16 protein-coding genes and 1 pseudogene are annotated in these 14,304 nt (G+C 35.4%); 13 read left to right on the forward strand and 4 right to left on the reverse strand.

The genetic code is table 11. From position 1 onward, the window contains the following. On the forward strand, positions 1-356 hold a 356-nt coding region (locus tag HNR52_RS10945), incomplete at its 5' end, for a transposase (protein ID WP_435620582.1). A 231-nt stretch (positions 357-587) separates the two neighbouring features. On the opposite strand, the gene HNR52_RS10950 is transcribed toward HNR52_RS10945, so the two are convergent. Next, entirely contained in the window at positions 588-986 is a 399-nt protein-coding gene (locus HNR52_RS10950; protein WP_435620583.1) for a nucleotidyltransferase substrate binding protein, read from the reverse strand. Next, on the reverse strand, positions 973-1,272 hold the full coding sequence (locus HNR52_RS10955; protein ID WP_013786957.1) for a nucleotidyltransferase domain-containing protein: 300 nt from the start codon (positions 1,270-1,272) through the stop codon (positions 973-975). The genes HNR52_RS10950 and HNR52_RS10955 overlap by 14 nt, the downstream gene beginning before the upstream one ends. Before the next feature lie 144 nt (positions 1,273-1,416). Between HNR52_RS10955 and HNR52_RS10960 the strand changes: the two genes are divergently transcribed. The 3 genes from HNR52_RS10960 to HNR52_RS10970 are packed head-to-tail and all read left to right on the forward strand — an operon-like array spanning position 1,417 to position 3,503. Further along, a complete protein-coding gene (locus HNR52_RS10960) occupies positions 1,417-2,064 on the forward strand; it encodes a YhbD family protein (RefSeq protein WP_013786958.1) in 648 nt (215 codons plus the stop codon). Beyond that, entirely contained in the window at positions 2,057-2,740 is a 684-nt protein-coding gene (locus HNR52_RS10965) for a polymer-forming cytoskeletal protein (RefSeq protein ID WP_013786959.1), read from the forward strand. Before HNR52_RS10960 ends, HNR52_RS10965 begins: the two co-directional genes overlap by 8 nt. Positions 2,741-2,753: 13 nt before the next feature. Then, positions 2,754-3,503, forward strand: coding sequence for a hypothetical protein (locus HNR52_RS10970; protein WP_013786960.1), 750 nt, complete (start codon positions 2,754-2,756; stop codon positions 3,501-3,503). Positions 3,504-3,537: 34 nt separating this feature from the next. Here HNR52_RS10970 and HNR52_RS10975 read toward each other — a convergent pair whose 3' ends face one another. Continuing rightward, a complete protein-coding gene (locus HNR52_RS10975) occupies positions 3,538-3,948 on the reverse strand; it encodes an Hsp20/alpha crystallin family protein (protein WP_013786961.1) in 411 nt (136 codons plus the stop codon). A gap of 78 nt (positions 3,949-4,026) precedes the next feature. Here HNR52_RS10975 and HNR52_RS10980 point away from each other — a divergent pair, with 78 nt between their 5' ends. Both HNR52_RS10980 and HNR52_RS10985 read left to right on the forward strand, forming a co-directional pair. Next, the gene (locus HNR52_RS10980; RefSeq protein ID WP_435620584.1) at positions 4,027-5,016 is read left to right on the forward strand and encodes a CPBP family intramembrane glutamic endopeptidase; all 990 of its coding nucleotides are present in this window, start codon (positions 4,027-4,029) and stop codon (positions 5,014-5,016) included. A gap of 80 nt (positions 5,017-5,096) precedes the next feature. After that, positions 5,097-6,110 (forward strand): LacI family DNA-binding transcriptional regulator, encoded by a 1,014-nt coding sequence (locus tag HNR52_RS10985; RefSeq protein WP_013786963.1) that lies wholly within the window; start codon positions 5,097-5,099, stop codon positions 6,108-6,110. A gap of 25 nt (positions 6,111-6,135) precedes the next feature. On the opposite strand, the gene murC is transcribed toward HNR52_RS10985, so the two are convergent. Then, a complete protein-coding gene (gene murC, locus HNR52_RS10990) occupies positions 6,136-7,533 on the reverse strand; it encodes a UDP-N-acetylmuramate--L-alanine ligase (RefSeq protein WP_435620588.1) in 1,398 nt (465 codons plus the stop codon). Positions 7,534-7,690: 157 nt separating this feature from the next. Here murC and purR point away from each other — a divergent pair. The 7 genes and pseudogenes from purR to HNR52_RS11025 all read left to right on the forward strand — a co-directional run. Next, positions 7,691-8,553 (forward strand): annotated as a pseudogene (gene purR / locus HNR52_RS10995) (pur operon repressor). A gap of 158 nt (positions 8,554-8,711) precedes the next feature. Continuing rightward, positions 8,712-8,993, forward strand: a complete 282-nt coding sequence (gene spoVG, locus HNR52_RS11000) for a septation regulator SpoVG (protein WP_013786966.1) — start codon at positions 8,712-8,714, stop codon at positions 8,991-8,993. A gap of 109 nt (positions 8,994-9,102) precedes the next feature. Beyond that, a complete protein-coding gene (gene glmU, locus HNR52_RS11005; RefSeq protein WP_013786967.1) occupies positions 9,103-10,476 on the forward strand; it encodes a bifunctional UDP-N-acetylglucosamine diphosphorylase/glucosamine-1-phosphate N-acetyltransferase GlmU in 1,374 nt (457 codons plus the stop codon). Continuing rightward, the gene (locus HNR52_RS11010) at positions 10,440-11,429 is read left to right on the forward strand and encodes a ribose-phosphate diphosphokinase (protein ID WP_284700607.1); all 990 of its coding nucleotides are present in this window, start codon (positions 10,440-10,442) and stop codon (positions 11,427-11,429) included. The genes glmU and HNR52_RS11010 overlap by 37 nt, the downstream gene beginning before the upstream one ends. 90 nt (positions 11,430-11,519) lie before the next feature. After that, positions 11,520-12,203, forward strand: coding sequence for a response regulator (locus HNR52_RS11015; RefSeq protein WP_435620585.1), 684 nt, complete (start codon positions 11,520-11,522; stop codon positions 12,201-12,203). Position 12,204: 1 nt separating this feature from the next. Then, positions 12,205-13,626, forward strand: coding sequence for an ATP-binding protein (locus HNR52_RS11020; protein ID WP_435620586.1), 1,422 nt, complete (start codon positions 12,205-12,207; stop codon positions 13,624-13,626). A gap of 181 nt (positions 13,627-13,807) precedes the next feature. Further along, the coding region (locus tag HNR52_RS11025) for a transposase (RefSeq protein WP_435620587.1) at positions 13,808-14,304 on the forward strand (497 nt) is incomplete at its 3' end.

Raw genomic sequence — 14,304 nt, forward strand, 5'->3', positions numbered from 1 at the left:
CCCCAGGCAACAATGAAAGTGCAGGCAAACGACGAAACAGCAAAACGACGAAGGGGAATAAGACATTAAAAACCACCTTAATTCAATGTGCAAAATCTGCAGTAAAAAAAGAAGGAACATTCTTTTATGCACAATACCAACGTTTAGTTGTAAGACGCGGAAAGAACCGAGCAATAGTGGCAGTAGCTCACTCAATGTTGATTGCCATTTACCATATGCTTAAAGAAAATAAACCGTATAAAGAGCTTGGAGAAGATTATTATAATCAGTTTAACAAGGAGCGAAAGATTAATTCCTACCTAAAAAAACTATATGAATTAGGATGGGAACCTGAAATTGCCACACAACAAATATAAATATTACCATTAATTCCCTTTAAAGTCTATTTTTAAAGCTGTAGGGGAAGTCTGCGCTTTTTTAGCTACTTATATAATAAGTTTTCATAGTAAATCATATTTGTACATAGATACACCATCTGGATGTCAGTTCTGAAATTCGGCCCCTATTAAAGAAAATGTGCTGAATTTCGAAATTTCTCTAAAACCGGATTGAGGTTTTTGTTGTCAAATGAGTAGAATCCAAAATATCTATATTTGATTTAACCTCTCAAGTATTTTATCTTTTAGCTCTTCTAATTTGTCGATATATATTTCCTTTATTCTTTTACATATTTCTATTGCATTACTTTGACTATATATGTGCGATGTAGCATTTCTGTCTACAAGCATATCAAGCCATATTTTTTCATCATCAATTAATCCTGATGAATATGCTTCTCTTAATACGGTTTTTGGTGAATTTAATCCAACTAAGCCTTCATCTTCAAAAACTTCTTTTAAAGTTTTCCAAGCAAGTTCAAAAGTAAATTCATACCTTTGAATTATCCCATCCCTTTGAAGTTCGTCTTCCTCATCATATTGTAATAAGCCTTCTTTTAATCTATCTAATGCCTTTATAAAATTTTCAAGTTTATTATTGTTTTTCATATATAATAACACCATCCCGGTTAATATTATCTAATAACTTTTTGTCAGTATTATCATCTATAAAAACTATATCAAGTTTTAACAGAGTATTTATATCATCTAAATCGCAATAAATTGCACCTTTATGTGAATTATCTTTGCAGTATACAGCAATATCTACATCACTGGTCTTTCTATTATCTCCTCTTGCTCTTGAACCATATATTACAATTTTATCAATATTATTATATTTTTCACCTATAAATTTAATTGAATCTATTATTCTATCATCTAAAGTTAATTTCATAATATGCCTCCAAGTATCGTTCTTTAGATTGATTATACAATAATATAAAATACACTACAATCGGTGTTTTGTTTAAAAATTTTATCGAATCTATTTACAACGTAACAGTGTTATGTTATACTATTTATGTGGAGGTGAGTGTTAGTGGATAACAATGATTTAATATCGAAAAAGGAGTTGCTTGAGATTACTGGTATTTCCTACGGGCAGCTTTACAGGTGGAAAAGAAAAAATCTTATTCCGGAGGAATGGTTTATAAGAAAGTCTACATTTACAGGACAAGAGACATTTTTCCCTAAAGCTAAGATTCTTGAAAGAGTAAATAAAATTCTAAGCATGAAAGATGATTTATCATTGGACGATCTTGCAAATATGCTTTCGCCTAATCCAGCAGAGATTGTATTAAGCTTAGATGAGATAAAAAAACGCAACATTGTTTCGTTAATATCTTTGGAGCTGTATATAAAGACGTTTGGAGAAGAAAAAGAGTTTTCATTTAACTCCATTCTATATATTTACATTGTTGATGAAATGATAATTGCAGGAGATATAAATCTTGAAGAAGGAAAAATTATTTTAGAAACTTTGAAAGAAAATTACAATAAATTCAATGGGAAGAATTGTGATCTATTATTTGTGAGAAAGTTTGGAGTATCTACATGTTTTTTGGTATCAAGTGGGTCTGAAGTTTATTTCGAGTCAGGTGCGAAAATCATTAAAAGGCTGAATGTTGCGGGAATTATTGAAGAATTAAAAATAAATTTAGTAAATGGGGGCGAGCTTAATGAGTAGTGAAAACTTAAATGATTTAATTGGCAGTGGCGTAGGAGACTCTGCTGGTGGTAAGTATCGAAACGTCATAATCAGCGGTGTTATGGGAATAAAAGGCGATGTAGAATGCACAGATTTTAAATGCAGTGGTGTTTCGAAAGTAGATGGCAACATAAAAGCAGATAGCATCCTTGTAAGTGGGGTCAATAATGTAAATGGAGATATTAAGTGCCAAGAATTAACTGTCGAAGGCTCATTAAATGTGGCTGATGGTGTAAATGCTGAAAAAGTCAAGATATATGGTGTGCTTAAGGTAAATGATGACTTAAATTCAGAGATATTTATTTCACGAGGTGGTTTTACCATAAACGGACTTTTAAATGCGGAAAATATAGATATAAGCCTCTTTGCAAAATGTAAAGTGAGAGAAATTGGTGGTCAAAGTATCAATGTTTACAAAGACAATACAAACAATATAAATTTCTTTGGAAAAATCTTGGAGACATTTTCTACATCACAAAGATTGATTGTGGACACTGTTGAAGGCGATGATATTTATATAGAGTACACCAATGCAAAAATTGTAAGAGGTAAAAACGTCAAAATTGGCCCGGGTTCAAATATCGACATTGTAGAATACAAGGATAAATTTGAAAAAGATGATAATGCGAATGTTAAGGAATTTAAAAAGATGTAAAGGAGTGCTTATCATGGATTTTGAGAAAAGGCAAGATATAAAGATTGTTGGCGATAATACTTCTGCAGGCGGCTTATTTAATCATGTTTCGGTAGTAGGAAATGGGATTTTTAATAGCTCTGTTGACTGTGCATACATCAAAACTACCGGGGATTGTACAATAAATGGAGACTTAAAAACTGCTTCCGGGGTAGTTGCAGGAAGTATAGCTATAAAAGGCAGTTTATCTGCTGGTATATTTAAAGTTGCAGGTAACATGACAGTAGATGATAATACATCTATTAAAAATTTAATAACGCACGGCAACATGACTATTAATGGAAATATTTCATCTGAAAAAATAGATGCAAATGGTTATTTTACAGTAGAAGGAAATTGCAATTCTGATGTTTTTAAATCAAATAGCATTGTCCTGAAATTAAATGGACTATTGAACGCTGATGACATAGACATCTATATCTATGGCAATAATTTTGTCAAAGAAATTGGCGGAGAGAAAATTATGATAAAAAGGGGTTCTGAATCAATATTTAAGAGGCTTAAGCTTATCAAATCGATGATTTATGATGTGTGCAAAGGCAACCTTACAACAGATGTCATTGAAGGTGATGAAATATACCTGGAGTATACGACGGCGAAAGCTGTGAGAGGTAAAAATGTCACAATTGGTAGAGGGTGCAATATAGAGCTTGTAGAATATGTGGATAACTTTAATCAACACAATGATTCTTTTATAAGAGAAAGCAAGAAGATAATATTATAGCCAAACACAGGCGTTCCTGCGTCTGGCTTTGTTTTTACTGTATATCTATCTTTCTGCCTTTTGGCTTATCTGGATGCAATTTTGGCATTACAATAGTTAATATGCCGTTTTCAAATTTTGCAGTCGTCCTTTCTGAGTCTACTTCAGCGGGAAGTCCTATTCTTCTTTCAAATGAACCATAATACCTTTCATTTAAATAATAGCTTTGGTTTTTTCTTTCGGTTTCTTTTGATGTCTGTCCTTTTATCTCAAGTACATCATCGTGGACGCTTATTTCTATATCTTTTTTGTCAACGCCGGGCAATTCGGCTGTTGCTGTAATTTCAGTTTCAGATTCCATAATATCTATTCTGGGACGTGCAAATATATTTGAAAGAGCAGGTAAGTTAAAATCAAAATTAAAATCCGGCCACATGTCGTTGCCGCGCCATTTTATCAAGCTCATAAATGACACCTCCAAAAATTTTTACAAAAATATTTTGTGAAAAATAGGTTTTTTTATTCTTACATTTTTAGTATATGTATGGTAAAATCTATTGTAGACACGATGAAAAGGAGTTTTGGTATGAGGCCGTCTGAAAAAGATGCTAATAAGATCTACTCGTTAATATTAGTTCTGTTTGTTTTTGTAGGCTCATACGTTCAAAGGAAATCATTGTACGTGGGGCTTATCATAACAGAGTTTGGTATTGTTTTGCTGCCTGTGGTCCTTTTTTTGATTTATAAAAAGTACGACATAAGATACGTATTAAGGTTAAATAAACTTAACTTAAATCATGTGTTTTTAATAATAGCTATAATGATATGCGGTATGTTTGTATCCAGTTTTTTTAGCATCTTGACAAATTACATACTAAGTAAATTTGGGAAAATACCTATACCGCCTATAAATGCTGCCAGCGATGTTGGAGGATTGATAAAACAGATATTGATAATTTCAGGTACTGCAGCTTTATGTGAGGAGATACTTACGAGAGGGCTTATTTTGAGAAGTTATGAGATGAGAGGCTCTATAAAGGCTGTCGTCATATCAGGTATAATGTTTGCAGCATTGCATCTTAATGTGCAGAATTTTTTAAGTGTAGTCTTTTTAGGGTGCTTATTGGGTTTTCTCGTTCAAAGGACTGATTCAATTTACGCTTCAATGTTAGGACATTTTACAAACAATACTATGGTACTGATATTGCAATATGCGTCAAATAAAGTTTCAAGTGCGGCAGGGCTTAAGCCTGGAACCATGGTAAAAATGAATATTCCATTTTTATCTGTAGTGGTGTATGGATTCATCGCTATAGCGGCAGGTACGATTCTTTACATGCTTCTTGAAAAACTCGTGAAAACTACAGATCCATACATTATTCACAGCACTACAACTTTAAAAGATGATCTTAAGATATTGCTTCAATGGCCTCTTTTTTTGTCTTTATTTATCTTTTTAGCCATGATAGGTTTGGAACTATTGGGAATATCGGGATCTCAGTATTACGGAAGAATTGTCAAGTTCATCTATTGAGGCTTTTGCGAGTTGACAACAATTCTAAATTGATATAAAATATAGGTAACTGCAATCGGTTTCACTAAGGTGGTGTTAAAATGAATGTAACAATAAAAGATGTTGCACAAAGAGCACATGTTGCACCTTCGACTGTGTCAAGGGTTATTGCGGATAATCCAAGGATAAGCAAAGAGACGAAGGAAAGAGTTTTTAAAGCGATGGAAGAGTTGGGATATTACCCCAATGCTATTGCGAGAAGTTTAGCCAGCAAGATGACTTATACTATAGGTCTTATAATGCCACGTTCTGCAGAAGATGCGTTTTCCAATCCTTTCTTTCCTGAAGTCATGAGAGGCATAAGCGTCGTCGCCCATAACGAAAAGTACGATTTGCTTATATCGACATCAGGCAATGAAGAGGAAGAAAAACAGGCTGTCATAGATATGGTAAAAGGAAGAAGAGTTGATGGCATCGTGCTTCTTTGTTCAAGGACTACAGATGAGCTAATACCTTGGCTTAGGGAAGAGAAGTTTCCTTTTACTGTAATAGGAAAGCCTTTAGATTCTAAGGGTGTATGCTGGGTAGATAACGACAATATTGGAGCATCAAGGCTTGCTACCAATTACCTTATAAAACATGGTCACAGAGAGATAGCATTTATAAGTGGTTCGCTGGAATTCGTAGTAAGTTTAGACAGACTTGATGGATATAAATTAGCATTAGAGGAGAATAATATTCCGTTTGACAAAGAATTGGTTGCTCAAGATGAATTTTCAGAAGATGGCGGTTACAATGCCATGATGAGGATTTTGAAGCAAAAGAAGCCTACTGCAGTTGTTGTGACAGACGATATAATGTCATTTGGCGTCATAAGGGCAGCTATAGATTATGGGCTTAAAGTGCCACAAGACGTATCACTTATCGGGTTTAACAATATTCCTCTTTCTGCTTATGCAAATCCGCCTCTTACAACGATAGACATTTCTACTTTTGATTTAGGTGTGAAATCTGCAGAGCTGTTGCTTAAAAACATTAAAAATAAAGACTTTGTTGCAGATCACATAATTGTACCAGTAAAATTAATCGAAAGAAAGTCATGCATAAAAAGATAAATAGGCTAAATGCCTATTTATCTTTTTATGCGCCTATTGCCGCTTTTTTGTTGAAGTTTAAAAGCATGTTTCCTATTTCGTAAACATCGCCTGCGCCAATTGTTATTACAAGATCGCCATTTTTTATAGTGCCTTTGAGATAGTCTACTATGTCAGAGAATTCCTTTATGTAGTATACTTCGTTTCCTCTATCTTTTATAAGGTTGGCCAGATCTTCTGCCCGTACGATTCCTGTATCCTTTTCCCTCGCAGCATATATATCTGTTATTATCGTAATATCGGCATCATCAAAAGAGGCAGCGAAGTCATTCAAAAGCGAATAAGTCCTCGTATATGTGTGAGGCTGAAATACGCATATTATTCTATTGTGAGGGTAATTTAATGCGGAAGATAACGTAGCTTTGATTTCTGTTGGGTGGTGGGCATAGTCGTCGATTATTACTGCTCCATCTATTGTACCTTTAAATTCAAATCTTCTGTGGGTGCCTTTAAACTTTTTTATGATATCTGGAGTCTTTTTTATGTCTACACCTAAAAGGTGACATACTGACAGTGTTGCCAATGCGTTTAATATGTTGTGCTTTCCTACAATGGACAGCTCAAAACGTTCTACAAATGTACCATTGTGGTACACATCAAATGAAGGAAATCCTTTTTCATCAAATTTTATATTTTTAGCATTCCATGTACAGTTGCTGTCAAGTCCAAACGTGATGATATTGCGGTTTACATTTTTAAGCACGCTCATTGTATTAGGATCATCGCCACATGCCACTACAAATCCATCATTTGGGACGAGGTTTGCAAACTGCGTGAATGACTGCTTTATGTTGTCGATGTTTTTAAAGTAATCAAGGTGGTCTGAATCAACATTTAAAATGACCGCAATGTACGGATAGAACTTTAAAAAACTGTCTGTGTATTCACACGCTTCTGTTATGAAGTATTCTGAATTGCCTACTCTTACATTTCCGCCGATTATGTCGACTTCACCGCCAACTAAGACCGTTGGATCGTAATTCATCTCTTCCAGCAAAACGGATATAAGCGAAGTTGTCGTGGTTTTGCCATGGCTTCCAGCGACTCCGACGCCGTACGTGTATTTTTTCATTATTTCACCTAAAAGCGTTGCCCTATCTATTGTAGGTATGTTAAGCTCTCTCGCTCTTATCATTTCAGGATTGTCTTCTTTTACGGCTGCTGTGTATACGACTAAGTCTGCTCCATCTACATTTGAAGCGCTATGGGGGATATTAATTATTGCACCTTCATTTCTTAATTTTTTTATTATATGAGAATCCTTTATGTCTGACCCTGTTACAATGTGTCCAGATTTTAGCATTATATGTGCAAGGCCGCTCATGCTTATGCCACCAATTCCTATGAAATGAACTCTTTTAAAATTTTCGATGTCTATTATCATTAATATAGCACCTCTTTCAAATTTTGTTATTATTATTGCCAAAAAACGGTCTCTTTATGAAGATAAAATACTATACAAAAAGATTATATCACATATTGCAAATTAATGAACTTTAAAATATAATGTTAATTAAAAGTTTGTCTTTGGAGGTTTTTCGATGAATTCATACAAAAGGTACGAGAGGATCAGTGTCATACTTAAGATATTGACCGAAAACCCCAATAAATTGTATAACTTGAATTATTTTATGGACTTATTTAATGTGGCAAAGTCCACTGCATCAGAAGACATGGATATATTACAAGGTATCTTAGAAAAGTTCGGCTTAGGCAAGATAAAGACTGTTGCAGGGGCTGGCGGTGGTATAAAGTACATTCCTATAAATAATATAGATAATTATCGCGAATTTATGATAGATATATGCAATAAGCTTCAAGATCCAAAAAGGATTATTCCAGGAGGTTTTTTGTACACTGCCGACATTATTTATTCTCCACAGTACGCCAGTAAGATAGGCGAAATTCTATCGTATCCATTTCAAGATAAAGATGTCGATGCTGTTGTCACAGTTGAGACAAAAGGGATACCTATTGCTATCATGTGCGCTAAAGCATTAAACGTTCCATTGGTGATTATAAGGCAGGACAATAGAGTAACTGAAGGTTCATCTGTTTCGATAAACTACGTTTCAGGTTCTCAAAAGCAGATAAAAGCTATGTCTCTTTCAAGGAGATCTTTAGAGAGGAATTCAAAAGTGGTTTTGATAGATGACTTCATGAAGGCGGGCGGCACTATAAAGGGCATGATTGAGCTTATGAATGAGTTTGATGCAGAAGTGATAGGCGCTGGTGTCATGATATCTACAAAAGAGCCTGAGAATAAGGTTGTGAAAAACTATTTTTCCATATTTACACTTGTAGACATGAATGAAGAGAAAGAAACTGTGAAGATGGAGATAAGCGATTGGTTAAAATAATGTATAATATGCATAATAATGGAAATAATAGTGTGGTGGCATAAAATGAATTTTTTTATCAAAATTTTTCTAAATTTTAATTTTTTATGGAGGAAATTTTGATTTAATGGCGAATAATATTAAGGTAAGAAATTTTATTTAATTTTTCTTATGTTTAAAAGTCATAAATTATTGGCTTATATTGCAGGAAGGTGGTGAGCTTATGGAAATTACAGACGTTAGGGTGAGAAAAATAAACGAGGAAGGCAAAATGAGAGCTGTGGTTTCTGTAACCTTCGATAATGAATTTGTTGTTCATGATATAAAGGTTATTGAGGGACAGAATGGTTTGTTTATAGCTATGCCTAGCCGCAAGACACCCGAAGGAGAGTTTAAAGATATTGCACATCCAATAAATTCAGAGACAAGAGCAAAGATTCAATCTGCTATACTTAGCGAATACGAAAAAGCTAAAGAGCAGGACAAGCCGCAAGGACAGGAATAAAAAGGAGGTTTCTCCTTTTTATTTTTTTGTTGAACTTTGTCAAATTTATAGTTAAAATAGTATAGGAGTAAAGAGTTAAAATATTAAGAATGTATTAGAAGGTGTCGCGATGGATAATTTTGTTACGCTAATACTTGCTGCAGGACTTGGAAAGAGGATGAAATCAAAGCATCCAAAAGTGATTCACAAAGTCTGTGGAAGGCCTATGGTTGAGTGGGTTGTAAGGAGTGCCAAAGAAGCTGGTTCACAGGATGTAGTCGTGGTTTTAGGACACGGTGCTAATGAGGTAAAGAATGTATTGGGTGACAGTGTTAAATATGCGTATCAAGAAAAGCAGCTTGGTACTGGACATGCTGTCATGGTTTCGAAGGATTTATTGCCTGATACAGGCAACGTAATGATCTTGACTGGTGATACACCGCTTATAACGTCTGAGACATTGAAGAAATTCTATGACTTCCATTTAAGAGAGCAAAATTCTATCACAATATTATCTTCTTTTTTTGACGTTCCAGATGGGTATGGAAGAATTGTACGGGATTCAAATGGCAATGTTTTAAAAATTGTTGAGGACAAAGATGCCAATGATGTGGAAAAAGGTATCCATGAGATAAATTCCGGAATGTACATTTTTAATTCTGACTATTTAAGGAAATCGCTTCAACATATAGGCAACAACAATGCACAAGGGGAATATTATCTGACGGATGCCATAGAGATAGTGATAAGATTAGGTGGAAAAGTTGGAGCATATCAAGCTTCAAGTGAGGAGATAATGGGAGTCAATACAAGAGTACAGCTAAAAGATGCCGAAAAGGTCATGAGAAAAAGGATAAATGAAAGGTTTATGTTAGACGGAGTTACCATAATCGACCCTGATAGCACTTACATCGGGCCTGATGTCGTGATAGGAATGGACACGATTATATATCCTGGTACTATAATAGAAGGCAAGACTACGATTGGAGAAGACTGTGAAATAGGACCCAATTCATACATCATCGATTCGGAAATAGGAAATGGCTGCAAAATAGTTTTTTCTATGATCACTGAATCAAAACTTCACAACAATATAAAATTAGGACCGTTTGCTCAGATAAGGCCTGAAAGCGTAATACACGACAATGCTAAGCTTGGCAATTTCATAGAGATAAAGAAATCAGTCATAGGTGAAGGAACAAAAGTGCCTCATTTGACTTATATAGGCGATGCAGAAGTCGGGAAACGCGTAAACATGGGCTGTGGTTCTATAGTAGTCAATTACGATGGCAAAAACAAGCACAAGACCATCATAGGTGACGATGTTTTTGTTGGATGCAATGTAAATTTGGTATCGCCTCTTAAAGTCAACGATAATGCTTTTATAGCTGCAGGCTCCACCATAACAGATGAAGTGCCGGAGGGAGCATTGGCGATAGCAAGATGTCGCCAGACTAACAAAGAAGGATGGGTAGAAGAAAGAAGAAAAAAAGGAGGACTATAGGAGTGGTAAGACACGGAGGAGCAATAAAGATTTTTAGTGGCAACTCAAACCCTGAATTGGCGAGAGAGATTGCCGAAAACTTAGGGCTTACATTAGGTGATTCAGAAGTTGGTACATTTAGCGATGGTGAGATAAGCGTAAGGATCAAAGAAAGCATAAGAGGTGCAAATGTATTTGTCGTTCAATCCACGTGTTCACCAGTAAATGATAATTTGATGGAACTTCTCATAATGATAGATGCGTTTAAAAGGGCATCTGCTGGCGAGATAACTGCTGTCATACCTTATTACGGTTATGCCAGACAAGACAGGAAGTCTAAACCAAGAGATCCGATAACGGCTAAATTGGTGGCTGACCTTATTACAGTTGCAGGTGCCGACAGAGTTCTCACAATGGATCTGCATGCTGCACAGATTCAAGGGTATTTCAATATACCAGTTGATCATCTTCTTGGCGGTCCAATACTGGCGAAATATTTCATGGAAAAGGATTTGGGCGGAGATGTGGTGGTTGTATCGCCAGATCACGGAAGTGTAGTAAGAGCAAGGAATTTTGCGGAAAAACTTAATGCGCCTATAGCCATAATAGATAAGAGAAGGCCAAAAGCTAATGTAGCAGAGATAATGAACCTTATAGGTGATGTAAGAGGGAAAATAGCCATATTGGTAGATGACCTTATTGATACAGCAGGGACGCTGCAACAAGGAGCGCAAGCACTTATTGACAACGGTGCAAAAGAGGTATATGCATGTGCTACACACGGTGTTTTGTCAGGTCCTGCGATAGAAAGGTTGATGGATTCTCCAATAAAAGAATTAGTCATAACAGATACTATTCCGCTTCCTGAAGAGAAGAAGATAAGCAAGATAAAGGTAAGGACTGTAGCTCCATTGTTGGCCGAAGCCATAATGCGAATATATGAAGGTATGTCTGTAAGCAAATTGTTTGTATAGGCACTGAGGTGCCTTTTTTTGTATGCACAATCCATCATTGCGGTTTTTAAATCAATTATGTATAATAGTCTTAAAAAAAGGGGTGTTTATATGGGCGAAAACAAAAAAATATATATAGTTGACGATGATAGAAATATATGTGAAATAATTTCACTTTATCTTGAAAAAGAAGGTTTTGCAACAGTAAAGATCAGTGACGGGATTACAGCATTGAACAAAATAAAAGAGGAACTCCCCTTGCTTATAATACTTGATTTGATGCTTCCCGGCATTGATGGAATGACATTGTGCAAAGAGGTGAGGAAATTCACAAATGTGCCTATTATAATGCTTACAGCCAAAGGAGATACATTTGACAAGGTATTGGGGCTGGAGATAGGCGCCGATGATTACATCGTAAAGCCTTTTGATGGGAAAGAATTGGTTGCTCGTGTAAAAGCTGTGTTGAGAAGGTATGAACATGAGGAAAATGACAGCGACAGTGTCACATATCCTGATCTTTCCATAAGCTTAAGCGAGTACAAGGTGAAATACAAAGGCGAAAATGTTGACCTTACACCGAAAGAATTGGAGCTTTTTTACTTTTTGTGCACTCATCCAAATAAAGTGTTTACGAGAGATCAATTGTTAGAAAACGTATGGGGATACGAGTACATGGGGGACAGCCGAACTGTCGATGTGCACATAAAACGTTTGAGAGAGAAAATAGGGGATGGTCCAAACTGGAAATTAACTACTGTATGGGGTGTGGGATATAAATTAGAGGTGAAATGATTTGAGCAGAAATAGGCTCTTTAGAAGGCTGCTTTTTACAAATATTGCAATAATACTGCTTACAATGTCGATACTTTCCGTCCTTTTTTACATCATGTTTGAAAATTACTATTTTCGCGATAAAGAAAAGATAATGGTAGAAGAAGGAAAGCAGATAAACACTGTGTTGAACGATTACCTCATAGGAGATATAGATATCGACAGACTCAATCAGGATCTGAATGTCATTGACCGGCTTATAAACGCATCGATATGGGTTGTAAGTACAGATGGACGGATATATATACAGTCTAAGAATTTTGAAAAGAATTGGACAGGTGTCACATTAAGCAAAGATGACATCAAAAGCATTTTAAAAGGTGAGACAATTGTAAGAAGGGGATATTTTGGTGGTAGGTTTACGCAGCCTGTTTTGACTGTTGGATTTCCGCTTGTACTGGCTGGGAAGATTCAAGGTGCCATATTCATGCATGCTCCTATAGTAGAGATGCAGAAAACCTTGATGGACATATTTTTTATAATGCTTTTAGCCATAGCCATATCCATAATAATAGCATTTATACTTATTTCTTATACATCAAAGAGAATCTCTAATCCTTTAAAAGAGATGAGCATTGCAACAGAAAAAATGGCAAAAGGTGATTTTTCAACAAAGATAAACGTTGTAGATGACGATGAAATAGGAGATTTGGCTAAGTCTTTCAATATAATGTCAAGCGAATTGGGCAGGATGGATAATGCAAGGAAAGAGTTTGTGGCTAATGTTTCACATGAGCTTCGCTCGCCTTTGTCAACGATCCAAGGTTATATAGATGGCGTAGTGGATGGGACTATACCTGCGGAGAAATCCAAATTTTATTTGGAGATAGCTCAAAAAGAGACGAGACGAATGTCTCGATTAATATCTGAACTTTTGGATATAACGAAAATGGAATCAGGGGCTTTTCCGTTAAACATATCGGAATTTGACATAAACGAGCTTATAAGGCTGACCATAATAAAGATGGAAGCAAGGATAAGCGATAAAGATCTCATGGTTAAGGTGGACTTTGAAAGCGACAAAGAAATTGTAGAGGCAGATAAAGACAAAATAGAACAAGTGCTTACTAATCTAATAGATAATGCAATTAAATTTTCAAATCCTGGTGGCTATATACACGTATCTACAGAAAAGGTGAGAGAAAAAGTTCATGTAAGAGTCCAAAATAAAGGCAAGACGATACCACCTGATGAAATTGACCATATATGGGACAGGTTTTACAAAGTTGACAAGGCCAGAAGCGGTAGTCCCGGTGTCGGATTAGGGCTTTATATTGTGAGAAGCATCATAAATCTTCACAATGAGGATATATGGGCTACAAGTAGTGATGCAGACGGTACTACATTTACTTTTACACTTAAATCAAAAAAAGTTAAGCAGTAAAATAAAATTTTTACAATTTGTTCATACTTTATTCATAAATTAAGGTTACTCAAACTTCGCACTTATAAAAGTAGCTCTGTACCTTGATAATTCAATATTATTTGGCTATAAAATAGCATGAGATCTCCATTTTTGGTATAATTGAATCATACAAAAAACAAACAAATTGGAGGCTCATGCTATGAATAGTATAACACAAAATTACCAAATTGATAATAAGGTTTCTACTTCGATTAAAAGTTTCTTCAAAAAATATAGAATTTCGGCTGCTTTAAGGTTATCGAATGCTTACAAAAGCAAGGGTACTCCCGTTATTTCTATTTTCGAGTACTTATTCTGTATGATCTTCACCAATAGATCTATGTATATGAATATGCTAATGGGTACAAATCAGGCTGGTTTTAAGAAAGACACGGTTTACAGGTTCTTAAACTCTATTCATATCAATTGGATTCGGTTTACCACTTGGCTTAGCGCACAGATTATAAATGAGACAATTACTGGGTTAACAAGCGATAAACGTGTAAATGTTCTTATTGTGGATGACTCTTTATTCGAACGCTCTAGCTCTAAAAAAGTAGAGCTACTAGCAAAAGTATATGACCATGCTAAGAAAACATACAAATATGGCTTTCGCCTACTTACACTCGGATGGTCAGATGGAAATACTTTTATCCC

Source organism: Thermoanaerobacterium thermosulfurigenes, assembly GCF_051201035.1.
Taxonomy (GTDB): domain Bacteria; phylum Bacillota; class Thermoanaerobacteria; order Thermoanaerobacterales; family Thermoanaerobacteraceae; genus Thermoanaerobacterium; species Thermoanaerobacterium thermosulfurigenes.

What these genes read in the sequence shown, in the direction of transcription:
- HNR52_RS10950 (WP_435620583.1), bottom strand. Translation starts at nt 986, where the DNA reads ATGAAAAACAATAATAAACTTGAAAATTTTATAAAGGCATTAGATAGA.
- HNR52_RS10955 (WP_013786957.1), bottom strand. Translation starts at nt 1,272, where the DNA reads ATGAAATTAACTTTAGATGATAGAATAATAGATTCAATTAAATTTATA.
- HNR52_RS10965 (WP_013786959.1), top strand. Translation starts at nt 2,057, where the DNA reads ATGAGTAGTGAAAACTTAAATGATTTAATTGGCAGTGGCGTAGGAGAC.
- HNR52_RS10970 (WP_013786960.1), top strand. Translation starts at nt 2,754, where the DNA reads ATGGATTTTGAGAAAAGGCAAGATATAAAGATTGTTGGCGATAATACT.
- HNR52_RS10975 (WP_013786961.1), bottom strand. Translation starts at nt 3,948, where the DNA reads ATGAGCTTGATAAAATGGCGCGGCAACGACATGTGGCCGGATTTTAAT.
- HNR52_RS10980 (WP_435620584.1), top strand. Translation starts at nt 4,027, where the DNA reads ATGGTAAAATCTATTGTAGACACGATGAAAAGGAGTTTTGGTATGAGG.
- HNR52_RS10985 (WP_013786963.1), top strand. Translation starts at nt 5,097, where the DNA reads ATGAATGTAACAATAAAAGATGTTGCACAAAGAGCACATGTTGCACCT.
- murC (WP_435620588.1), bottom strand. Translation starts at nt 7,533, where the DNA reads ATGATAATAGACATCGAAAATTTTAAAAGAGTTCATTTCATAGGAATT.
- spoVG (WP_013786966.1), top strand. Translation starts at nt 8,712, where the DNA reads ATGGAAATTACAGACGTTAGGGTGAGAAAAATAAACGAGGAAGGCAAA.
- glmU (WP_013786967.1), top strand. Translation starts at nt 9,103, where the DNA reads ATGGATAATTTTGTTACGCTAATACTTGCTGCAGGACTTGGAAAGAGG.
- HNR52_RS11010 (WP_284700607.1), top strand. Translation starts at nt 10,440, where the DNA reads ATGGGTAGAAGAAAGAAGAAAAAAAGGAGGACTATAGGAGTGGTAAGA.
- HNR52_RS11015 (WP_435620585.1), top strand. Translation starts at nt 11,520, where the DNA reads ATGGGCGAAAACAAAAAAATATATATAGTTGACGATGATAGAAATATA.